This window comes from Candidatus Omnitrophota bacterium (assembly GCA_040755155.1).
Taxonomy (GTDB): Bacteria; Hinthialibacterota; Hinthialibacteria; order Hinthialibacterales; family Hinthialibacteraceae; genus JBFMBP01.
The window spans coordinates 1-21,684 of the sequence record JBFMBP010000134.1 but is presented as its reverse complement, the minus strand read 5'-3'; the positions used below and the strand labels follow the sequence as shown (position 1 = coordinate 21,684).

At 51.3% G+C, this 21,684-nt stretch carries 20 protein-coding genes; 6 read left to right on the top strand and 14 right to left on the bottom strand.

Translation table 11 applies throughout. From position 1 onward, the window contains the following. Positions 1-98 precede the first annotated feature (98 nt). From AB1656_19620 to AB1656_19575, 10 genes are all read right to left on the bottom strand, one after another. The gene (locus AB1656_19620; protein ID MEW6237598.1) at positions 99-626 is read right to left on the bottom strand and encodes a hypothetical protein; all 528 of its coding nucleotides are present in this window, start codon (positions 624-626) and stop codon (positions 99-101) included. Then, a complete protein-coding gene (locus tag AB1656_19615) occupies positions 623-1,237 on the bottom strand; it encodes a hypothetical protein (protein MEW6237597.1) in 615 nt (204 codons plus the stop codon). The genes AB1656_19620 and AB1656_19615 overlap by 4 nt, the downstream gene beginning before the upstream one ends. Continuing rightward, the gene (gene pilM, locus AB1656_19610) at positions 1,234-2,850 is read right to left on the bottom strand and encodes a pilus assembly protein PilM (GenBank protein ID MEW6237596.1); all 1,617 of its coding nucleotides are present in this window, start codon (positions 2,848-2,850) and stop codon (positions 1,234-1,236) included. The genes AB1656_19615 and pilM overlap by 4 nt, the downstream gene beginning before the upstream one ends. 255 nt (positions 2,851-3,105) lie before the next feature. Further along, a complete protein-coding gene (locus AB1656_19605) occupies positions 3,106-4,422 on the bottom strand; it encodes a hypothetical protein (GenBank protein ID MEW6237595.1) in 1,317 nt (438 codons plus the stop codon). A 4-nt stretch (positions 4,423-4,426) separates the two neighbouring features. Continuing rightward, positions 4,427-5,419: a prepilin-type N-terminal cleavage/methylation domain-containing protein gene (locus tag AB1656_19600; protein MEW6237594.1), complete on the bottom strand. Its 993-nt coding sequence runs from the start codon at positions 5,417-5,419 to the stop codon at positions 4,427-4,429. After that, a complete protein-coding gene (locus AB1656_19595) occupies positions 5,416-5,988 on the bottom strand; it encodes a type II secretion system protein (protein ID MEW6237593.1) in 573 nt (190 codons plus the stop codon). The genes AB1656_19600 and AB1656_19595 overlap by 4 nt, the downstream gene beginning before the upstream one ends. Positions 5,989-6,109: 121 nt before the next feature. Next, complete coding sequence (locus AB1656_19590; GenBank protein ID MEW6237592.1) at positions 6,110-6,745, bottom strand: prepilin-type N-terminal cleavage/methylation domain-containing protein; 636 nt, start codon at positions 6,743-6,745, stop codon at positions 6,110-6,112. Between the two features lie 87 nt (positions 6,746-6,832). Next, complete coding sequence (gene gspG / locus AB1656_19585; GenBank protein MEW6237591.1) at positions 6,833-7,252, bottom strand: type II secretion system major pseudopilin GspG; 420 nt, start codon at positions 7,250-7,252, stop codon at positions 6,833-6,835. A 125-nt stretch (positions 7,253-7,377) separates the two neighbouring features. Continuing rightward, complete coding sequence (gspF, locus tag AB1656_19580) at positions 7,378-8,589, bottom strand: type II secretion system inner membrane protein GspF (protein ID MEW6237590.1); 1,212 nt, start codon at positions 8,587-8,589, stop codon at positions 7,378-7,380. Positions 8,590-8,643: 54 nt separating this feature from the next. Further along, positions 8,644-10,347, bottom strand: a complete 1,704-nt coding sequence (locus tag AB1656_19575; GenBank protein MEW6237589.1) for an ATPase, T2SS/T4P/T4SS family — start codon at positions 10,345-10,347, stop codon at positions 8,644-8,646. A gap of 317 nt (positions 10,348-10,664) precedes the next feature. Between AB1656_19575 and AB1656_19570 the strand changes: the two genes are divergently transcribed. After that, on the top strand, positions 10,665-10,865 hold the full coding sequence (locus tag AB1656_19570) for a type II toxin-antitoxin system HicB family antitoxin (protein ID MEW6237588.1): 201 nt from the start codon (positions 10,665-10,667) through the stop codon (positions 10,863-10,865). Positions 10,866-11,129: 264 nt separating this feature from the next. On the opposite strand, the gene AB1656_19565 is transcribed toward AB1656_19570, so the two are convergent. The 3 genes from AB1656_19565 to AB1656_19555 all read right to left on the bottom strand — a co-directional run bounded on the left by AB1656_19565 (position 11,130) and on the right by AB1656_19555 (position 16,368). Then, positions 11,130-14,234, bottom strand: coding sequence for a lamin tail domain-containing protein (locus AB1656_19565; GenBank protein ID MEW6237587.1), 3,105 nt, complete (start codon positions 14,232-14,234; stop codon positions 11,130-11,132). Between the two features lie 647 nt (positions 14,235-14,881). Then, positions 14,882-15,904 (bottom strand): MoxR family ATPase, encoded by a 1,023-nt coding sequence (locus tag AB1656_19560; GenBank protein MEW6237586.1) that lies wholly within the window; start codon positions 15,902-15,904, stop codon positions 14,882-14,884. A gap of 155 nt (positions 15,905-16,059) precedes the next feature. Then, positions 16,060-16,368, bottom strand: a complete 309-nt coding sequence (locus AB1656_19555) for a hypothetical protein (protein ID MEW6237585.1) — start codon at positions 16,366-16,368, stop codon at positions 16,060-16,062. A 210-nt stretch (positions 16,369-16,578) separates the two neighbouring features. Between AB1656_19555 and AB1656_19550 the strand changes: the two genes are divergently transcribed. The 4 genes from AB1656_19550 to AB1656_19535 all read left to right on the top strand — a co-directional run bounded on the left by AB1656_19550 (position 16,579) and on the right by AB1656_19535 (position 19,327). After that, entirely contained in the window at positions 16,579-16,899 is a 321-nt protein-coding gene (locus AB1656_19550; GenBank protein MEW6237584.1) for a hypothetical protein, read from the top strand. 23 nt (positions 16,900-16,922) lie between these two features. After that, positions 16,923-17,162, top strand: coding sequence for a type II toxin-antitoxin system Phd/YefM family antitoxin (locus AB1656_19545; protein ID MEW6237583.1), 240 nt, complete (start codon positions 16,923-16,925; stop codon positions 17,160-17,162). Positions 17,163-17,331: 169 nt separating this feature from the next. Further along, a complete protein-coding gene (locus AB1656_19540; protein MEW6237582.1) occupies positions 17,332-18,030 on the top strand; it encodes a DUF1080 domain-containing protein in 699 nt (232 codons plus the stop codon). 1 nt (position 18,031) lies between these two features. After that, positions 18,032-19,327, top strand: a complete 1,296-nt coding sequence (locus tag AB1656_19535) for a Gfo/Idh/MocA family oxidoreductase (GenBank protein ID MEW6237581.1) — start codon at positions 18,032-18,034, stop codon at positions 19,325-19,327. Between the two features lie 83 nt (positions 19,328-19,410). Here AB1656_19535 and AB1656_19530 read toward each other — a convergent pair whose 3' ends face one another. Then, positions 19,411-21,279 carry a hypothetical protein gene (locus AB1656_19530; protein ID MEW6237580.1) on the bottom strand — a complete coding sequence of 623 codons (1,869 nt, stop codon included), beginning with the start codon at positions 21,277-21,279 and terminating at the stop codon, positions 19,411-19,413. A gap of 176 nt (positions 21,280-21,455) precedes the next feature. Here AB1656_19530 and AB1656_19525 point away from each other — a divergent pair. Next, positions 21,456-21,684, top strand: a 229-nt coding sequence (locus AB1656_19525) for a hypothetical protein (GenBank protein ID MEW6237579.1), incomplete at its 3' end; no start/stop codon positions are given.

Below are 21,684 nucleotides of genomic sequence, written 5' to 3'. Positions count from 1 at the left end.
GATTGGCGAATCCGCTATAGGATTATTTCATTTGATATTGTCCCCTCGCCCCTTGGGAGAGGGTTAGGGTGAGGGCGCTTTCTCGCCGGACTCTTTTCTCAACGAACCACGGTAGTAATGTAACCCACTGCGCCCGTTGCGACGTGCTGGACTTTGATTTTCGGATTAATCATGTCAGTCGTAATGATTTCGAGAATAATGAAATTTCCCGTGACCGTATCCACGCATTCTTCGCCCACTTTCTTCATGAAATCCTCGTTCTTGTAATCTTTCAAAGAAGCCATTTTCCCCATTGCCATGTTGATCTTCCAGTTCTTGCCTGGCTCGATCGGCGTAGGGGTTGGCAGCGGTTTCGGCGTGGGACTCGGATTGGGGACGGGCGTCGCCATGGCCATAAACGCCTGCGTATTCGCATAAGTCAGGAGAATATCCTGGCGCTTGGCCAACACGTCTTTGCGATAATTCTCCATGACTTGGGTAATATCCTTTTCGTCGTTTCTATATTCGACTAGAGGATCCACTCGTTCGTACAGATAATGGCGCACTTGGCGGGCAAGCAGCGCCGCCGAGCCGATGAGAATAATGGACAATAAAAAATAAGTGAAAACGGCTTTGTTCTTATTCATAATTGCGTTCCTCGCTTTTTCGGCGCCTCGCCCTTCCGATATTCGACCAAGCGGGAAATCTGCAAATCGACGCTGAGAAGCCCGTTGCCGGCGACGGGATTCAATAGATCTCTCCGGCGGGAAAGGTAGCCATTGTCCTGCATCTGATTAGTGATGCGGCACGTTTCCACTTCGATGATCTCCATTTTTTTCTCGATAAGATAAAGCAATTGCCCCAATTGATCTGGAGAACACTCGATGTCGTTGATGTCGTATGACACGATCTTGAAATCGTCTTCCTTGCGCGCCTGATTGGGTTGAATCCGCTGACCTTTCAACCCTAATTGATCGAAGATGGAAGTCAAATCCCCGCGGATTTTCAATTCCTGCTCCGTATCCGAACCCTCCAGTTTCAACTCTTTCTCCATCTCCTCGAAGCGGGCGGTGATCTGAATCGCTTCATCCTGAATCTGCAATTGCGATTGGATATTGCCTTTCATGCCATCCAATTCCTCGTTCAAGTTGAACCATTTTTCTCCTATGGTTTTATAGGAGAAATAGGCCGCGAAGCCCACAGCCAGCGCGACCGTTACGCCGGCAAGAAAACGCTCGTTTTTCGTTTGAATTTTCATTGTTTCGCTCCCCCTTTCTTCTCCCAATTCAGAGTGCAAGACATACTGAATTCCATCACTTCGAAATTCTTCATCGCCCCTAGATCGAGTACTTTTCGCGTGGTGGTGTGATTGATTTTGGTGATATAAGGCTTTTTTTCCATAGGGATCAAGAAGGCTTGCAAATCGTTTTCCGTAAGCACTTGCCCATTAATTTCCAATGATTTTCGTTTGCTGAAAGTAATGTTGTTGATATAGACTCTTTTGTTTTTAAGAAGTTCGAGAATATCCTGGATGACGATGACGCAGGATTGATCCTTATCCAAGTATTCTTCCACCGTTTTGATTTTCGACCGCATCTGGTTCAGCTTGGTTGTATCTTTAGCGAGCGTAACGTAATAATTCTCGACGGTCCGGTAGTCCGTATATTTTTCGTGCCATTTCAAATACCCGGCGGCGCCCAAAAGCGTGAAGATCATGAAAACGATGATCGCCGTATTCTTGCGAAAGTTCGATTTCTGTTTCTGAATCCGCTCCTGGACGAAATCCTCCGGCAACAGATTCAAGCCCTTGCTGAAAGGCTCCAAACCTCGGATCGCCAAACCCAACGAAGCGGCCAGTTCCGAACCCCGGTATTGATCGTTCGCGGGCAAGTCGCCGTTGAGCGGAATTTCAACGGCGGCGTTGGTTTTGACCTTCAAACTCAACCCCCGCGGCGGACCCGCCGGAAAATAACCCGCCCCGCCGCAGAGAATCATCCGCTCGACCTTCACGCCTCCGTTATCGCTGGCGAAAGCGCTGATGGAGCGGAACAGCTCCACACCCAGCCGTTCCACCCACTGAGCGAAATGCTCCCGCTCCGCCGGATGCAACGCGCCCATCGCCGTTACTCTGCCCTGCAAATCGCGCCAGCCCTTGGCGCCTGCAAAGCCTTCCAGCAGGCTGCGCTCGGTGACGGGCATGCTGCGGCTGAAAAGGAGCGTCCCGTTGCGCACGATGCCCAACTTCACGGATGAGCGGCCAAAATCGAGAACCGCCGCCGTCTCTTCCGGCTTCAGGGAACGCTGGTAAACGGCGCAGACGCCCAATATATCCAAGTCGATGGCGTCGATATCCACGCCCAATTGCGTACACATCTCCACGTAAGGATCGATCTCCTTTTGCGGAACGCAAACCATCATCAAGCGCGATTCGTGCTCTCCCAGTTGTTCGATGATTTGAAAAGAGATTTCGACATCGTCTACGGAAAAGGGAACATGCCGCTCCACATCGTAAAGCAGCATCTCTTTCAATTCCTCCCGATTGGAGGAGGGTAAATTCAAATAGCGGACGGTAGCCAATTCTCGGGGAAAACCCAATACGATGCGCCCCCGCATTTTGCCGTGTTTTTTTACGGCTTCCTTCAGGGCGTCCCGCTGCCGGATGAGTTTCTCCTCAGGATATTCCGATCCATCCGGCGCTTTGAGGGGAACGACGGTGATTTTGCCGATTTCCAGCGTTCCGGCGTCGTCTCCCGCCAGCGTAACAATCTTCACTGAATAGGAGCCGATATCCACTCCCGTGGCGAAGCGTTTGCCGCGTCCGGCTTTCTTCTTTTTGGCTTTGATGTTGGGTTTGCTGCGCGCCCTTGCCATGTAATCCTCAAATAGTATGTCGTTCGTTTTACTACCGCGTGAGCCTCTTGCAAAATTCTATTATTCCTCCCCCAAGCTTGGGGGAGGTTAGGAGGGGTTTGACGTAAGTCCATTAAAATCAACCTCCCTCTAACTCCACCCAAACTTGGGGGGAGAATTTAAGGACAGATTTTGTTCATTTTGCAAGAGCCTCTCATGTTACGCATTTCCATTCCCTCGCCCTTTGGGAGAGGGTTAGGGTGAGGGGAGATGATCTTAACTGTTAACCCTGGCGATTTGTTCCTTCGCGTCGAAGACGGGTTCGAAAATCCGTACATAGACGCGGGATTGTTCCAAATCTTCCAATTTCATCGTATCGATTCCGAAAATGGGAAGATTCTCCCAAGACGTATATTGTCTTCCCACGACGGCGCGATACCCCTTCTCAATGCCTTGGTATTCCGCCAGACAATAGATTTCGAACGTATCCGAGAAATTCGTCAGGAACGTTTCCGCTTGTTTGAACAATTCTTCCGTGAAACCGTCGGCTTTCGTATAATGGACGTCGTCCATATCCTCATTGTTAAGCGTTTTCAACACTTCGTCGTCATCCGTATACGTCTCGCGATCCCGTCCGTCGCGGTAATCCGTCCATTCCTCCGCGATTTTCTCCGCATTCTCTCCGGCATAGGGATAAAGAATCGCTTCCAGCGCTTCCGTTTTGACAGTATTCAGATTCGCCTGATTCGCATAAACGGTTACGAAATTCTCCAAACCGAGATACTCCCCTTTTCGCAGCCTGCGCCGCCCCATCCTTCCCCGCGACGGCTCGTCGTCGGGATCGACGGTGCCGTAAACGATGGCGGGAGTCATTCCCGGAATCAGGAGCAATTCGTCGATGCCGTCCAACGGCCCATTCTTAATCATGACTTCGGGAAAGCCCTCATCCATCCGCTCTCGCCCTCTTCCGCGCGGCTGGCGGCTTGTTCCGGAGTTGTAATAGGAATATTCGTCGCCGCCGTCGCTGCCCATTTTCTGTTTGCCCGATTCGGTAACGACGGTATCGATATCTCGCCAATCGACGATGGCCGCCGCCAGTTGCTTGGCTTCATCCTCATCTACGCCAGTCAATTCCAAAAGATGGGCGATTTGATCCAACGACGTCTGCATATTGTTGATAGGGAATTTGGACGCTTCGTCTTCCACGGAAACGTAATAATACCCCACGCGTTCGCCCGATTCGTAAAACGGTACATCGACGTACAGATTTTCGTTGCTTCGGTCGGCGCGCCCTTCGGCCCACGCCTCAGTTCCGCCATCGTACCGGAAGTTGTCGTCGTCTCCGAAATTCGTAATTGTCATCTGCACGTCTTCCCCGCTGTCCTTGATCTTATCCTCCCGCAAGAGAATAATCGCCTGCCGCAGTCCGGCTTTGGCGATTTCTTCCACGACGGCCACGTCCCGCTGAAATCCGGCCATCTTGATTTCCATATTCACCTGTTTCACGTAGGCCAACGACGCCGCGGAAAGAACCACGATAATCCAAAGGGTAATCACGAGAACGATGCCGGATTCCTGTTTCCTCGATCTCATGGCGTTAACTCCTCGGCGCAGCGGACGGCGTTTCATTCGTTGGGGATTTCGGCGGCTGCGCCGCTGGGTTCGCCGCCGGGGCGGGCGGACGGGAATCGATTAACATCCCGCCTTGCATGGTTCCCGACGGAATATCCGTCGTCGTGCTGAGTATATCCCGGTTTTCCAACTCCAAAAGGATTTCCACGATCGCCGGCGGCCCTTTTTCCCGCATCATGACGTCTTTATCGGGATTGAAATTGGGGCTTTGGTTCGAAACGCGGTAATTCGTAACGACTTGCTGCGAATCCCAGGAGTTTTCCCATCTCTCGCCATCCGTATAACGGAACGAAATGGATTTCACGCCTTCGCATATCGCGCTGGCTTGATTTTTTACGCCCCGATTTCCAATGAAGTTCAATAAAGGAATCTCTTCCGGATTCGTTATTTCCCGAAAACGAAGAGGACGGCCGCCATCGGAAATGACCTGGCCGGATAAATTGGCGCTGAATACGTACTGGAAAAACCACGACGCCTGCTTGATCTCCAGCAGCGATCGAACGATCTCCAGCATCAGCCGTCCATCGGCGGCGGCGTAGATGCGGCACTCCTGCAAATCGAAAGGCGGCTTCAATCCCAGCTGATAGACCTTGCGTACGAAGAGAACCGAATGGCTGTCTCCTTGAAACCGGATGGCTCCCGGATCCCTTTCGGCGACGAAGGCGGCGTTATTCATCGCTTTTCTCTGCAAAAAATCGTTGAAGCGCTCGTCTTTGTAATCGTCGACCGGGCGCCAAAAGGCGTTGGCGGACAAGGCGAAACGCAATTCTTCCGAAACCTTGCGCAGTCCGATCCGCGCCGATTGATACAGCTCCATCGATTCCTGGCCTTGCTTGTAGGCGTTCAAGCCCGCCTGCATGGCCGAAAACACGCTGCCCATCACCAGCGCTGCGATGGCCATGGCCAGCATGAGTTCAATCAACGTGAAAGCCTCTTGACGCCGGCGTTTTTCCTTCATCTCCGGCCCTTCCTTTGCGTATTTCGCGACGCATTCGCTTCCCGCGTCCTTGGTTGAATGCCGAATACCAGGTCTTCGTTGTAGCGCGCTCTCCAAACCATCGACTTCAGCATGAATTGCTCCGATTCCTGGTTGCGGCGGGAACGGCGGTAACGCGCTCCACCCCCCTCGTCCCCCCATGTCGTCGATACCGTAATCACATAGGCCTCCCGCATCCGATCCAGTTCGACATACGCTTTCCATTGAAACTTGGAAGCGCCCGGCTCCGTATAGGTTCCGCGAAACTCGCCCAATGGCGGCTCCGCTTTCCCGGAATATTTCAACTCAAATTCGTGCAATTTGCCTTGGGTGAGATAGATCGCCTTGGTCGTATCCCGCACCACTTTCGACGCTTCGACGGAATTGAGCAGCGAACGCATCAAGACGGTTCCCGCAATGGAGAGAATCGTCATGGCCATAAGCACTTCCAACATGACGAACGCCTTCCGGCGCGTCTCGCTGGATACGGCGCGCGTTATCCAAAGACTATTGAGGTTCTTGCAAACGTAATAAAAAAGTATGTTTACCATTCTCCCCCCAAGATTGGGGGGAGTTAGAGGGGGGTTGATTTTATTAGACTTAAAGCAACCCCATCCTAACCTCCCCCAGGCTTGGGGGAGGAATAATTGAGTTTTGCAAGAGAGACCGTTGTCAGGTTTCGTAGCCGTCATAATAGCCCCGGTAAAAATCGGAACCTTCGTCCAGCGTCGTTCCCTCCAGACTTTTAATAACTCCGCTGGCTGGAGAGATTTTCAAAAAGACCCGCCGTTCGTCGTCCCGCTTCTTCGCCACGCGCAGGAGGGTGAAATAGGCCGCATCGGCGGAGCCGTCGGGATAGAAGAAGAATTCCCCTTCGCCTCGGCGGATTTCGCGGTCCGCCGCCACTTTATAGACGAATTCGAAGATATAGCCTTTCGGAAGAATGCCATGAACCTCTTTTATTTCCTTGGGTTTTCTCCGGCGGCTGTTTTCCGCTCTCGGATTCGTCCGGCGTTGGCTGCGCCGGGTTTTGTAATGGCGCCGCTCTTTCTCTTGCTCTACGGGAACCCAATACGTTTGTTTGTCTACATCGATTACGATCCGAATGGGCATCCGCTCCATCGCCGACCGTTGCTGCGCATACCGCAGCGCGCCTAGGAATTCCGCCGCCGCCGCCTTCATGTCCGACCGCTCGTACAACTCCCGGAAATTGGGAAGCCCTACGGCGGTCATGATGGCCATAATCAACACGACCAGCGTGATTTCAATCAGCGTAAAACCGGAATTATCCCTTGATTTGGCGCGCATCGATCCTCTTTCCGCGCCTTTGGGGCGTGGAACCAGTCTTCCTTGCGCATTAGCGCGTTGGCTTAGAGCGTCATGAATCGCTTCGGCTTATTCTTCTTTATCCCAATTGCCGATATCGTCTTCCGTCCCTTCCTGTTTGTCGGGACCGAGAGAGAAGAGATCGTACTCGATGCCTTTGGAGCCGGGATAAACGTATTTGTATTCGCTGCCCCACGGATCATTGATGATCTTCCGTTGCAGGAAAGGCTTTTTCCAACCCTCGACGCCGGGATTTTCCACAAGCGCTTTCAAGCCCTGTTCCGACGTGGGAAAGCCGCCGATGGTCAGGTCGTACATGCTTAAAGCGGTGCCCAGCGTAGCGATATCGGTTGCGGCGCGCGTCTTCTTCGCTTCATCGGCCCTGCCGCTGAAATTGACTAAAACCGCCCCCGCCAGGATCCCGATGATCGTAACCACCAGCAGCAATTCCACCAAGGTAAACGCTTCACGATTTCGTCCAGTTTGCATGGTTCCTGCCTCCTTGATACTCCTTGTAATGAAGAATTTGTTTGATTTATCGCAGTTCTAGTGAATGCCTTCTTTAATACATGTTCCCTTCCCCCGCCTCTTATCTGACGGATGATTTAAAGCCTTTACATGCTTTGGCTAATGGTGAAGATCGGCATAATCATCGCAAACACGATGAATCCGACTACCACCGCCATCACGACGATCATCACCGGTTCGATGATGGACGTGAGCGTTTTTATCAACCGATCCGTCTCCGATTCGAACGTGTCGGCCACCCGCTGCAACGTCGTTTCCAGATTTCCCGTCTCTTCGCCTACGGCCACCATGTTTACGGCCACGGGAGGAAAAATATCGCTCTCTTCCATGCGCGTAGACAATTTTTCCCCTTCCTTGATGTTGTCGGCGAATTTGTCGATTTCATTTTTGAGAATCTTATTGGTAATCACCTGCTCCGTAATCGCTAACGCTTTGAGAATGGTTACGCCATTGGCCAGCAGCGTTCCCAACGTGCGAGCGAACTTGGCGATTTCTCGCTTGCGGATCATATCCCCCAGCAGCGGCAGATTCAATTTAAAACGGTCGAACTGCAACCGCCCCGCGTCCGTCTTCAAATACTTCCGAAAAAGAAAGATAACCATCCCTGCAACGAGAAAAAATACCCACCAATAGGAGCTGAAGAAAGTACTGACATTTAAAAGCATCTGCGTGGAGACGGGCAAATCGATGTCCGATTCCTCAAACATCACCATGAAATTGGGAACTACGACGGTAAACAGAACGGTGATGACGCCGATGCAAACCACCACCATAAAAGCCGGATAGGTCAACGCTGCGATGATCTTGCTCCGCGTTTCCTGCTCCGCTTCCATGAACGCCGCCAGCCGGTCCATGACGCTGTCCAGCATTCCGCCCAACTCGCCCGCGCGCACCATGCTGCTATAGAGGGGATTGAAGATTTTGGGATGCTTGGCGAGCGCGTCGGCCAACGCCGTTCCGCCGGATACGTCGCTGTTCACGCTCTTAATAACTTGGATGAACCGGGGATTCGGCGTCTGCTGCGCGATAACGTCCAGGCAGCGCACAAGCGGCAGTCCCGCCTTCAGCAAATCGCTTATTTCGCGGCTGAAAGTCGTAACGTCCCGTCCCGAAATCCGGCGCAGCGCATGGAAAGAAACATCCGCATTCATCCCCCTCCCCGCTCCCAATTGCCTGACGGAGATGGGAAAAACCTGCATTTTCTGCAACTTGTTGATAACAAGTTTTTGATTGTCGGCCTCCAAGACGCCTTCAATCACTTCGCCGGTCAGTTTTTTCGCTTTGTATTGGTATCGCATCGTACCTTGTTTTTCGGCCTTCCGTCTTCTTTCTTGCGGCGGCGATAACGCCGGTTACCATTCCTGAGTTACGCGAACTAACTCTTCCAGCGTCGATTCTCCATCGTGAACCTTTTCCAGCGCCGCCATTCGCAGAGTCTTCATTCCATCCTTCAACGCCTGCTGCTTGATATGACTGGCGGGAACCCGTTGTACGGTCAATTCCCGCAGTTCTTCCGTCATATTCATAATTTCATAGATCGCCGAACGACCCCGGTATCCCAGGAATTTGCAATATTCGCATCCTCGCCCCCGGTAATATTGTTTGCCGGCGTATTCGGGCGCCGTCAGTCCCAAGCCGCGCAATAGATCGTGCTCCGGTTCGTACGTCTCTTTGCATTCCGGACAAATTCGCCGCATCAAGCGTTGAGCCACTACCCCGATGGCGGAGGAAGAAACGAGATACGGCTCCACTCCCATATCGACCAAGCGCGTGATGGCGCCCGGCGCGTCGTTCGTGTGCAGCGTAGTGAAAACCAAATGCCCCGTCAAAGCGGCCTGGATGGCGATCTCGGCGGTTTCATGGTCGCGCGTTTCGCCTACGAGAATTATGTCCGGGTCCTGCCGCAGAAAAGCGCGCAGCACGTTGGCGAATTTCAAGCCGATTTTGGAATTGACCTGAACCTGAATAATGCCTCGCAAATGATATTCGATCGGCTCCTCGATGGTGAGGATTTTCACGTCCATCTTGTTCAATTTGGCCAGCGTGGCGTACAGCGTGGTCGTCTTGCCGCTTCCCGTCGGACCGGTAACGAGAATAATCCCGTGCGGCTTGGTGATGAGATTGTGGAATCGATTCAAGGAATAATCGTCGAATCCCAATTGCTTTAAGTCGAAGATGGTGCTGTCGCGGTTAAGAATGCGGATGACGATGCTTTCGCCGTAGGGAGTGGGAACGGTGGAAACGCGCAGATCGAACTCCACGTTGCCGCTTTTGATGTTGATGCGCCCGTCCTGCGGCAGCCGCTTCTCGGCGATGTTCATATCCGCCATGATCTTGATGCGGGAGATAACCGCCGCTTGATAGCGCCGGATAGTGGGCGGTATAGCCGCTTCATAAAGCAGCCCGTCGATGCGGTAACGGATGCGCAGTTCGTCCTCGAAAGGTTCGAAGTGAATATCCGTGGCGCGGTCGGCTACGGCTTCCGTCATGATTTGGTTGACGAAGCGGATGATGGAGGCGTCCTCGCTCAGTTCCTCGATGTTGGATTTTTCCAGCGATTCTTCCTCTTCCTTCCCGTCCTCTTCCAAGAGGCCGTCCACCGTATCCGCGCCGATTCCATAATAGGTTTTGATGGCCGCCCGGATGTCTTCGCTGGGCGCGAGCAGCGGCTCGATGTTGCATTTCAGCAAAAGACGCAGGTCGTCGAGAGCGTGAAAATTGAGGGGGTCGGCGATGGCGATCCGCAGCGTATCGCCCTTGCGTTCGACGGGCAGAATGTTGTAGCGGTGCACGAATCGTATAGGAACCTGGCTGAGAATCTCCGGCTTCAGTTTCAGGTTGGGAACGTCGACGGTTTCCACGCCCAGATAACTGGAAAGCGTTTCCAGGATTTGCTGCTCCTGAGCCATTCCGCCTTCGATCAGGATGGTATCAAAATTCTTGCCCGTCTTCTCTTGGATGGCGACGGCGCGGTTGACGTCCTCCGATTCGATCACCCGCAGAGACCGCAGCAATTCGCCATACCGTCTTCCGATCACATTTTGACTGCTCTTCATTCCTTTAAAGCCTCGCTCTCCCAGCCGCTTGATCCGAATAATTTTATCTTTATATTAGCAATTAATCGGCCAAAGTGATTTATTATCAAGGCTCGCTTCATAAGCGATTGATAATATTATGCTTACTAAATAATAATCAATAACCTATTCTTTTTCTATCCTTGCCTGAATCGGTTTTTTTAGCGTGAATTCACAATCCAAACCGAAAAATCACAGACGATTTTCTTGGGAGAAAAATTGATTATTTCCATTTACCCTTTATGATAAATACATAACAGATTTATAGAATTCATCATTTCGTTTATTAGGATAAGGATATGAAAGAGCATCGCTATACGGTTTTATTCGAACCGATGAAGGAGGGAGGATTCAACGTCGTCGTTCCCTCGATTCCGGAAATCTGTACTTTTGGCGAAACATTGCCGGAGGCTCGCGCCATGGCGGAAGACGCCATCCGCTGCTTACTAGAAAGCGCCATTGAGCGAGGCGAAGAAATACCGATAGAACAGACAGCGTAAATCAACACAAAGAAAAGATCGCCATCACTTTCCATTCGGCGTAATGGCGATATTTTCAAATAGTAAATCGTAACGGCCTATGAAAAAACTACATACTTAACTCATGTTACGCAGATAGGCCATTTTCAGGTAAATTTACTGTTTTCCTAATCCCTCTCCCAAGATTGGGAGAGGTTAGGTGAGGGTTGATATTATTGGATTTAATCCCTCACCCTAATCCTCTCCCAGAGGGCGAGGGAACACGGAGTGCGTAACATGAGATACTTAATAAAGATTCCACTCCCCAACGCACGTTTCGCCTTGGCCTTCCTTCCATTCTCCAGGCGTTCCGCCTTCCTCGCCGCTGGCGATCCAATTCGCCGGATCGTCATAATTTCCTTCAACGTCTACGACGAACAGAGACGGCCCCTTGCCATCCGCCGCTTCCGGCCAGGGATTGGCGTCGTCATACGTAAAATCGTGAATCGTCTCTCCGTTGGAATCGAGCAGTTGAATCCGCTCGCCCCCATTGTCGAGACGTCCTTCAAATATCCCGGCGATGGGAATTCCAGCGCCATAGCGCGTCTCAAAGGCGGCCAAATTGCTCGTCACGACGAGCGAGTCTCCCGGCCTTAAGGTTAAAACGGCGCTCTGGCTGAAGTCGAATGCAATCCCTTCGCTAAAGCTCGCTCCGAATAGATCCAGCGCGCGATCGGCGCTCGTATTCGCCAATTCGACAAACTCGAAATCGTCGTTATTCGCATAACCGGCCGCTTGCTCTTTTTCGCTGGGTGCGCTGGGATTGTAGTGAATTTCCGTGATGCGCAAATACGTCTTAACGTCGTTCACGACGCCAAACGCCGCATCGCTCAACGCGGACCAGATTTCTCCATCCTTCGCTCTCGCCAAGACGCGAGTGCGCCGCTCCACTGGAATCGCTTCGCCATTGTAGAGAATCGCATCGGAATGAAGTTCGCCGCCTGGAAGCCTGGGATCTTCGCCATTCAGCGAATAATAGATCGAACCGGCGGCGGCTTGCATCGTGAAAGCGAATCCCGGATTGACGATCCCGCCATGTTGGCTAAAAACCGGCGGATCGATTTTGGGGTACCATCCTTTGGATTTGATCTGGTTGAATACAGCGTCCGTACGCGTCGTCGGCGAAGCTTTGATGTAATTGTTGAGTATTTTATTGACCATCGGCAGCCAGTCTTTGTCTTTCGTCCGCGGCGAATTAGCGCTCTGGTAATCCCCCCAGCGCGCCGATTCGGCGATGATGGCCATGTCGATTTCGTTTTTCCGCGCCAGAAAACGGCTGGCGCAGCGATCGGCGGTCAATGCGCCGTTATTGAAAAAGTGTTTGTATACCCGGTCCGCAAAACGCAGCCGGTATTCGCTATTATCCGTCATCAGCCGGTTATGCATCCACCACGGATTGAAATAATTCTTCTGGCTTAACGACGATCCCAAACTGGCGTTGACCCGATTTTGATTCACCCCCGCCGAGACGGAAAGAGTCCATTCGTTATCATGCGTGAGAAACTGGAATCCGCCGGGATTGACGCGATTGAAGACCGCGTAGAGATTGCGCGGACGGCTGTTGCTGTTGGGCGGCCCCAGCGGACAATCCTGATTGCCCCCGTAATAAATCGCCAACATATAATCGATCAATGTATCCACATCGAGATAGTTTGGATATTCCGGAACCGGCGTAAGTCCGTCCGCATCCAATCCTTGCAAACGGAAATAATCTGTATTTTTGGCGGTTCCCTTCGTAATCTCCGACCATAATGTTTGGTATGCCGTCAAATTGCCGTCCACAGCATAAATGATTCCATTATCGTTATCGGCTTTAATCGTATCGTAATCCTCGCTGCTCCCGCCAAAATAAGAAGCGCCGTAACTTGCTTCGGCGCGTTCGTCCGTCTGGTACAATCCCCAATATTGGCCATCGATATAAAGATGGTAAAACCGGCTGCGCTTGTAGGGTTTGCCCATATCCCGCTCCGTATCGCGGGTGAAGACGTCGTAAAGAAATGTGCATTCCGCCGGACTGGAATAATGCCAGGAGAAATTTTGGGCGCTGCGCAGATCGATCTTATCGAATTCTTCGGCGCCTTCGTCATCGAAAAGAGAATATTTCAATTTAGCATCGCCATATTCCGCCCGGAAAATAAGGCGGAAATTGTGCTTGGGATTGCTTCCGGCGCGGCTTACTCCCCCGCGGATGCGCAATCCCGCATTGACTTGAAAACCTTTCGTTCCGTCCGGATGGAGCAATTCCAACGATACCGGCCGTTCCCACTCGATTCCGTCTTGCTGCGCATTGGCATAGATGCCGGTTTGAGTATCGAACAAATTCGCTAAACTCGTTGCGATCGAGAACGAGGGAATCGCCAAGAGGGCGTCGTCCACAAGATCGGCGTACTGAGAACTGCTGATTACGTCCGGATCCATGCCATAATTGTAGGCCTGACTGCCGCTGGAGCCTCCAGGTCCTCCCTGCCCCGGACGCCCTCCTCCGCCGAAACCGCCGCCCGAACCCGTCGAAGGACTAGGCCAGGCGTCGCCCGGCTTTTCGCCATTGGGTGATTGCTTGATAATGTCGGCGACGAATAAATAGGTCTGCGTATCCACATTGCTCGGTTGATAGCCGTCGCGAAAGGCGGCGGCGCGCACCACTACCGTTTTATCGATCGCAATCGGCTGAGTATAATCGATTCCATTCGCTGGAGTCGGATCGCTGCCGTCCAGCGTATATCGAATCGCCGCCCCTTCGCTGCCGGTTGTAATCTCCAATTCGAAAGGATCGTTGTAAAACCCGCGATCCACGCTGAATTTCGTATCATCAATAAATCCAAAAACGGAACTCCCGTTGGCTTTTTTTGGCGTTGGCGCAGTAAAATAGCCCACAGAGTTATTGGAATCGGTTCCATACGAAACGCCTTGCCGTTGGGAGGGAAAATTCCAATAAGCGCTGACGGCGATCCCATCCGGCGAAATCAAGGCGACGCTGTCGCCAGCGGCGCTTAATTTAAAATTCGTATGCAGATAAGACGCGGAATCTATATAATAAGGTTGGGCGGGATCGGTTCCCTCTTTTCCCGACGCGAAAACAATCAAATAACCTCCAGAGGGAATGGTTAGATCGGCTGCGCTGGCGTCTGTAAACGTCCATTTTGTTAAATCGTTTTCATCGTCCGTCAAATGCCAGCCAATTAAAGAGACGGCTTGATCGGTGAGATTCTGTATCTCTATCCAATCGGAAGCGTCGCCATCGCCATCGAGAAAGGAACCATCGTTGCTGGCCATAAATTCCGATAGGCGCAAGCTTTGGTTGGCTTCATCCGATTGCTTCGCTGCATAACGGTTGAGAGAATAGTTTTCCATGGACGAAACCATCCATAGAAATTGCCCAAGAGGACGAGAAAGAACGGATATCGGAGCGGATGAGATAAACAAAAATAGAGGAATAGATAGAGAAATGAGACGCTTCATACAACCCCTTTTTTGCAGAATGGAACTCGCGCCATTTTACGCGATTCCTTCTGAAATGGTACGAGCGTCTCCCTCCCCATTTCCAACTATATAACATATTTGGACAAGCGTAAACTAAGGAAGAGAAAAATTTGTAAAATCCCGCAACGAATCGGTCGCGATAAAAGGTTGAAAAAGTTTCGTCTCATATCAATTGGAAATGAGATATTATCGGAACAGTTTTGAAAAATCCCCATTACTTACTCATGTTACGCGGGATTAAAAAGTTTAAGTAGTCGATTAGAATCGCCGTTTCGAATCGAGAAAACCACGAAAAAAATGAAAAAAAATTGGCGCATGGGATCGCTCTGTGAATTGCTTTTTTCCGTGAAATCCAAAAGAATCCGCGATATCCGCGATTCAAATATTTCGTGGAATTCGAGCCTTTTCGTGGTTTCGTGATTCAATAACGCGACAAACAAGGTAATCCATGCGCTGCTCTGGAACAATTCCTCTAACTTGCAGGCGAGACGCCCGCGCTCCCAGGCGCGTAACATGAGTTACTTATTGGCATGTTGAATAACGGCGGCGATGATCCGATGCGCGTCGACGCGGTCCGCTTCAGCGCGGTAGTTGGTCAGGATGCGATGGCGCAAAACCGGCATAGCGACGGAACGCACATCCTCTTCCGACACGCTGTATCTTCCCTCCAAAATCGCGCGCACCTTTCCCGCTAGGATCAAATACTGCGACGCTCTCGGCCCTGCGCCCCAGGCGACGTACCGGTCCACTTCCTCGATACTCGAACTTTCGCCCGCCGGACGGGGACGAGTGGCTTTCACAATGCGCACGGCGTATTGCAGCGTCTGTTCCGAAACCGGAACCCGGCGGATCAAATGCTGTATCTTGAGAATATCCTCTTTAGATATCACCTTCTGCGGCTCGCCGCGATAGGCGGATGTTGTGTTCTTGACAATGGTTATTTCATCCTCTTCGCAGGGATAATCGATGTTGATCTGGAACATGAAACGATCCAGCTGCGCTTCGGGCAAAGGATATGTGCCTTCCTGTTCGATGGGATTCTGCGTAGCCAGAACGAAGAAGGGCGGTTCGATGGGATAATCGACGCCCCCGATGGTTACCCGGTGCTCCTGCATGGCTTCCAGAAGCGCCGCCTGGGTTTTGGGCGGAGTGCGGTTGATTTCGTCGGCAAGAATGATATTGGCGAAGAGCGGTCCTTGAAGGAAACGGAACTCCCGTTCGCCTGTGCTGCGATTCTCCTGCAAAACCTCGGTGCCCGTTATATCCGAGGGCATCAAATCCGGCGTGAATTGGATGCGCCGGAAACGCAGGTCGAGAATATTGGCGAACGTGCGGATTAAGGTCGTCTTCGCCAATCCCGGCACGCCGACGATCAACGCGTGTCCCCCTGCAAACAGACAGACCAACAGTTCCTCGATAACGGCTCGCTGCCCCACGATTTCCTTGGCGATCTCTCCCAAAAGCCGTTCGCGGATTTCATGCACCCATCGGACGGTTTCGACATCGCTAATGGCGGTATTATTGGCAAGTTCCGTGACCATGTTGAAGGAACAATCCTTTCGCAATTTCAACATCCATTACGCCCGGCGGGAAAACAGCCATGATCCGCGAGCCATGCGCGTAAAACGATTCTATAAAATGCAATCGTCTCCCGAATGGTACTTCCCATTAGGCGGGGGTCAAGGCGGCGGCGGATTCAACTTTCTTCGGTTGGTTCGGAATAATCTTCTTCTTCATAAAGAACGAATTCGGCGTCCTGCACTTCCACCGGCATATCGGCGGCCCCGATCTCCCGGTTGATTCGGGCAAGCGTCTCGCCGCTTCCCCCAGCGAGTTTATAGGCTTCGCGGATGTGCATAAGCGCCATTTGTACGGCTCGGTTCCCATCCGCGCTATCGCAATACTCACGCAAGCCGCCGATGAGACGCAAGGCTTCGGTCAGTTGCTCCAAAATAGGAGATGGCTCCGGCTCTCCCTGAGAAAATGAAGAATTCTGTTCGTTCATGGATTCATATAGTGGAAGAGGCTTCCAGCCTCTTAAAAAAAGAAATTAAAAAAATCGTCCTGCCTTCAATCCCGTTCGTAGAATATTAAATAGGACTCAAAACAAGCCCATCATGCCTTCACTCTGTTTTTTCATCAAGGCGGAAGGGGAAAAAATCCTGTTTCTTAGTGGATAAATCCTTTGCAGAAAATAGAGAATGAATCATAATATATGAGGGATGGAAAAAAGATTGAACATCATTGGGATGTACGTACGGCCAAAGGAGAATTGGCGGTTAGCGGCGAAAGTCTCTACAAAATTGTTCTCTTATCGAGAAGAAGCGAGGAGGCGAAAAGTATGACTTTAACAGAAGTTCTTCCAGTTATAAAACAGCTGCCAATATTGGATAAGCTGAGGCTCATACGCATTTTGGCTCAAGAACTTGATACGGCGGAGAACATTTTTCCTTTTGAACCTTACAAAATATATTACTTGGCGACGCCTTACAACTTTTACGGAGCAGGCAAGACGTTAATGGATTCCATATATTAATTTTGACGACTGAGAAACGTAATATGCAAGTTTTTACCTATTCCAAAGCCCGGCAAGAGTTTTCTAAGGTTTTAGATCAAGCAGACTCGACAGGCAAAGTTCTGATCCGCCGCAAAGACGGGCGAACCTACGCCTTGAGTCCGGAAAGAATGCCATCTTCTCCATTGGACGTTCCCTCCATTAAGGCCAATATCTCGACGCAAGAGATTGTGTCCGTCATCAGAGAAGGCCGAGAGCAGGACGGAATCCAGCGCTCTTCCTGATCGTTTATCCACGCCGTTTCCTCTCCTCCAACCTGTTGCGCAATCGTATAGGGTATCTCTCACCGCATTTCCTTAGAATCATTGACGCCAAGAATAGAACGTGCGAGAGTTATTTTATGGAAAAGCTAGGGCTTTCCCTTGGTTTATGACGCTGAAGGGAGAAAGTTAAATGCGATCGAAATATATTCTGTTGGGTTTATGCGCCATCGTCCTCTTGGGCGCCTTGACCGTCATTCCGGCGGCGGCCAAGGACAATACGCCCCCCAAAGGCTTCGCCGCTCTCTTCAACGGCAAAGACCTTACGAATTGGAAGGGATTGGTGGCCGATCCTGTAAAGCGTGCGAAGATGACCGCCGAAGAATTGGCGGAAGCGCAGAAAAAAGCCGACGAGAGAATGAACGCGCACTGGAAAGCCATCGACGGCGTGCTCGTCTTCGACGGCAAAGGCGATAATCTGTGCTCTGTAAAAGACTACGGCGATTTCGAGTTGTACGTCGATTTCAAAATACTGGAAAACGGCGACAGCGGCGTTTATCTGCGCGGCTCTCCCCAAGTGCAAATCTGGGATCCAGCCAAAAATCCCGTTGGCTCCGGCGGCTTGTACAACAATCAAAAAAATCCTTCCAAACCGCTGCTTAACGCCGACAATCCCGTAGGCCAATGGAACACTTTTAAGATTAAGATGGCAGGCGAGCGCGTCACCATCCACCTCAACGGCAAGTTAGTCGTCGATAACGTCGTGATGGAAAACTATTGGGAGCGGAGCAAGCCCATTTATCCCACTGGCTCCATCGAACTGCAAAACCACGGCAACACGCTTTATTTTAAGAATATTTATATCCGCGAAATCCCGCGCAAAGGAGAATAAAATGGTTCATAACCATTCCACTCGCCGTTATTTCTTGAAAACTTCCGCCGCCCTGTTTGGCGCGCCGTTCATCGTTCCCTGCACGGCGTTGGCGGCGCCCGCTCCCAGCGACAAAGTCGTTATGGGCTTCATCGGCGTCGGCGGACGCGGAACCGATTTATTGAAAGCCTTCTCCCGCCTCGATGCCGCTCAGCCCGCCGCCGTATGCGATGTGCGCCATGAGCGACGCGAAGCGGCTAAAGCGCACGTCGACGAACGCTATCCTAAAGGCGTAACGAAAAACGGCGAAGGATGCGCCATGTACGAAGATTTCAACGAACTTCTGGCGCGAAAGGATATTGACGCCGTCTGCATCGCCACTCCCGACCATTGGCATGTCCTCTGCGGCATAGCGGCGGCCAAAGCGGGCAAGGACATGTATATCGAAAAACCTCTCAGTCTTACCATCGCCGAAGGCCGGGCGATGTGCGAAGCGGTGAAGAATCATAACCGCATCTTCCAGTTCGGCACGCAGCAGCGTTCCGACAACCGCTTCCGCCTCGCCTGCGAACTCGTGCGCAATAAACGCCTCGGCGCGTTGCGGACCATCGAGGTCGGATCGCCCTACAGCGGAACGCTGGGCGATCAGCCGGTCATGCCCGTTCCCGAAGGCTTCAATTACAACGTTTGGCTCGGCCCCGCGCCGGAAAAGCCCTACACGGAAAATCGCGTTGTCACGCCCTATTGGTACTACATCTCCGATTACACCATCGGCTACGTCTCCGGTTGGGGCGTGCATCACGTCGACATCGGCCAATGGGGCAACGGAACCGACGATACCGGACCCATCGAAATCGAAGGCGAAGGCGAATTTCCCAAAGAGGGGCTATGCGACACTGCCACCGCCTGGGATATGATGCTTACCTACGCCAACGGCGTGAAAATGCGTTTCGCCGACGAGAAAAAGGTTAAGCACGGCGTCAAGTTCATCGGCGATAACGGCTGGATTCACGTCGACCGCGAAAGCATCAGCGCCGATCCGAAATCGATCCTAGAATCGGAAATCAAGCCGGACGAAATTCACCTCTACAACAGCCCCAACCACCAGCAGAACTTCATCGAATGCGTCCAATCGCGCAAGGAAACCATCTGCCCGGCGGAAACGGCCCATCGCTCCACCACCATCTGCCACCTCAGCCAAATCACCATGCTGCTCAAACGCAAAACCCGCTGGAATCCCGAAATTGAGCAATTCATCGGCGACGAAGACGCCAATAAAATGATCTCCAAACCCATGCGCCCGCCCTGGCATTTATAAAACCGAGCAGAAATACTATCGCAAACAGGGGCCGCCCATTCTGCATTCTGGCGCGGCCTCTTTGTTTTTTTACGTCAAAAACATCATTGGAATAAAATACCTGATGGAATCCACTTTAACCGCGTCGCGATTTTCTTTCTTTCCTGAAATAGATTGATAAACTTCTGCGCCGTCGCTTCCGGCATTTCGCTGAATCCCATATCGTCGTTCCAACCATTGGTGAAAACCACCGGCGCCTGATATTTCCTTACGCCGATTTCCGTCCAGTCGAAATGTTGAACGGGATTCCAATTGCAAGACCATAGAACATTGCGATAATTCGGAAAGATTCCATAAGGCCATGCGGCGGGCTGGCAGTGGCTGTCCTGATAAGTTCCATCCGCCATTAGGGCGTATGGCGCCTTGAAGTTCCAGCCATTGGCGCCCAGGCAGTCGGAAGCGAGAAAAACGCAATCGGGACGCAAGCGATGAACGGATTCCGTCAATTCGCGTGTCAACGTCATCATAGCGTGGGATGCGTAACCAGGAGCGTATTTCGTTCCATAATGCTCTGGATCGACATGAAACGTCTCATCCCAAACGAAGCCGTCTACATAGCCGCCATATGTTTCTAAAAGCGCCTGCATATATCCCAAAAACCACTCACGCACGGCGGGATGCAACGGATTCATGATATGCGTCGGGCCAATAGTATCCGGCCCTTGCCATCCGCCGCTATAGAGTATTTTCTCTATGAAGAATTCCTCTTTCGCACCTTCGCAGATCGCCATGCCGTCGGCGAAATAGAGGACGACGCGGAAACCCCGCTCCTTGGCGTAACGCAGCCGTTCGCGTACTTTTTCTTGCGACATGTCCACTGAAACGCTATTGGGAAAAACTTTCTTATCGCAATGGGAGGCGTTGGGAAACGCCGTCCATTGTGAATCAAGCTTCTTGGTCTTCGCATTGTAAGTATATCGCCCCAAAATATCGTACCATCCATGCAGCGCCAGGCAAATTCGTTGGCGGTCTTCCTTTGGCAGGCGCTCCGTCAGCCAATCGATATCCTTATACCATCCTTGCCCCTTATCGCTAAGATAATCGTACCCGACCATGGCGATATCATGCAGCCATGCCGGACCTGGAGGAATATCCAGCGTTTGGTAAAATTGTTGCAATCCATCTTCCACGCCGCCTTCCATAAAAATCGTCGTAAAGGTACGTTGAATAGGTTGATCGAAAGGAATTTTCGATGATTCGCAGGTCCAGCGAAACGCGCCGTCTTTCATATCGCCAGGCATGGCGAATTGCGTAGAAAAATACGGATCGGCGGCGAATACGATTCGCGCCGCCGATTCGTCTTCTTTCGTATTTTGGGGATACAATTCCATCATCGGTATGGCTAGCAAATTCTTTTCTTGCGCGGGTTTGACGCCAGTGAGATAATACAGCCATTCGGTTATCTCGCCGTTGTTAGGCATTTCTTTTCCTACGCCATTCTTCATCGGCGCAAATAGAGAAAATGGCGAAGAAGGCATTCCTGCAACGTAAGGCAGGACTAACGTTATATCCTCTTTAATTTCGCTATCGGGAATCAAACTGATTTTTTGAACGATTCCCAATTGCCGATCGCAGCGATAGGAACTAATTTCATACTGCATTTGCAAACGAATATTTTCTTGCTGGATATCATAAACAAAAACATGCGCATTTTCATTCCATGATGTTAGTTTTAATGAACCGTATAAGACATCGCTTTTGCGGATAAGAATGTAAGGCCGGTTATTCTTATTGAATCGAAAAGGATAGTCAGCTTGCTCGAAGATGGGCATAGGAAGCAATTCGCCATTCCCGTCGAAGCGAATCCGCGGTAAATCTAAGATTTCTTGAACATGTATTGCTGTCAACGACAAACAAAAAACGAACATCGGACAAGAAACGGCAACAATAATCGGGAAAAAATAACGGCGCATTTTCTTCCTCCCATGATTTGGATTAATCCAATACACAATAAATCATCTCTCAGGAAGCCGACGCGCGTCAAGATAGATATATCCTTCCCGCATCCATTGACTTTCCCCTGGATCGATCTTTCAATCTTTCATATCGTTCACGTATAATACCGTTAAAAAAAATGCGGAGAAATAAAATGTCGGAATACAGTCAAAAACAGAAATTCGGTCCCAAGGGCTTGTTTGGCTCCTTTGGCGCGGGCATCGGCGCTCCTTTGGAACTCGCCGTGGAAGCCCCCGGCGTGGAATGCTTTCAACTGCATGTCCCGGAAGAGAAAGACCTGACTCCGGCCTGGGCGCAGCGGGTGAAAGAACTGCTGGCCCCGCGCAACATCAAAATCGCGCGCTTCGTCATCGGCTATTCGG

Coding starts and splice junctions, on each gene's coding strand:
- AB1656_19570 (MEW6237588.1), top strand. CDS start 10,665: ATGAAAGAGCATCGCTATACGGTTTTATTCGAACCGATGAAGGAGGGA.
- AB1656_19575 (MEW6237589.1), bottom strand. CDS start 10,347: ATGAAGAGCAGTCAAAATGTGATCGGAAGACGGTATGGCGAATTGCTG.
- AB1656_19565 (MEW6237587.1), bottom strand. CDS start 14,234: ATGGAAAACTATTCTCTCAACCGTTATGCAGCGAAGCAATCGGATGAA.
- pilM (MEW6237596.1), bottom strand. CDS start 2,850: ATGGCAAGGGCGCGCAGCAAACCCAACATCAAAGCCAAAAAGAAGAAA.
- AB1656_19555 (MEW6237585.1), bottom strand. CDS start 16,368: ATGAACGAACAGAATTCTTCATTTTCTCAGGGAGAGCCGGAGCCATCT.
- AB1656_19605 (MEW6237595.1), bottom strand. CDS start 4,422: ATGAGATCGAGGAAACAGGAATCCGGCATCGTTCTCGTGATTACCCTT.
- AB1656_19535 (MEW6237581.1), top strand. CDS start 18,032: ATGGTTCATAACCATTCCACTCGCCGTTATTTCTTGAAAACTTCCGCC.
- gspG (MEW6237591.1), bottom strand. CDS start 7,252: ATGCAAACTGGACGAAATCGTGAAGCGTTTACCTTGGTGGAATTGCTG.
- AB1656_19550 (MEW6237584.1), top strand. CDS start 16,579: ATGAGGGATGGAAAAAAGATTGAACATCATTGGGATGTACGTACGGCC.
- gspF (MEW6237590.1), bottom strand. CDS start 8,589: ATGCGATACCAATACAAAGCGAAAAAACTGACCGGCGAAGTGATTGAA.
- AB1656_19545 (MEW6237583.1), top strand. CDS start 16,923: ATGCAAGTTTTTACCTATTCCAAAGCCCGGCAAGAGTTTTCTAAGGTT.
- AB1656_19600 (MEW6237594.1), bottom strand. CDS start 5,419: ATGAAGGAAAAACGCCGGCGTCAAGAGGCTTTCACGTTGATTGAACTC.
- AB1656_19590 (MEW6237592.1), bottom strand. CDS start 6,745: ATGCGCGCCAAATCAAGGGATAATTCCGGTTTTACGCTGATTGAAATC.
- AB1656_19530 (MEW6237580.1), bottom strand. CDS start 21,279: ATGCGCCGTTATTTTTTCCCGATTATTGTTGCCGTTTCTTGTCCGATG.
- AB1656_19540 (MEW6237582.1), top strand. CDS start 17,332: ATGCGATCGAAATATATTCTGTTGGGTTTATGCGCCATCGTCCTCTTG.
- AB1656_19615 (MEW6237597.1), bottom strand. CDS start 1,237: ATGAAAATTCAAACGAAAAACGAGCGTTTTCTTGCCGGCGTAACGGTC.
- AB1656_19620 (MEW6237598.1), bottom strand. CDS start 626: ATGAATAAGAACAAAGCCGTTTTCACTTATTTTTTATTGTCCATTATT.
- AB1656_19595 (MEW6237593.1), bottom strand. CDS start 5,988: ATGGTAAACATACTTTTTTATTACGTTTGCAAGAACCTCAATAGTCTT.
- AB1656_19560 (MEW6237586.1), bottom strand. CDS start 15,904: ATGGTCACGGAACTTGCCAATAATACCGCCATTAGCGATGTCGAAACC.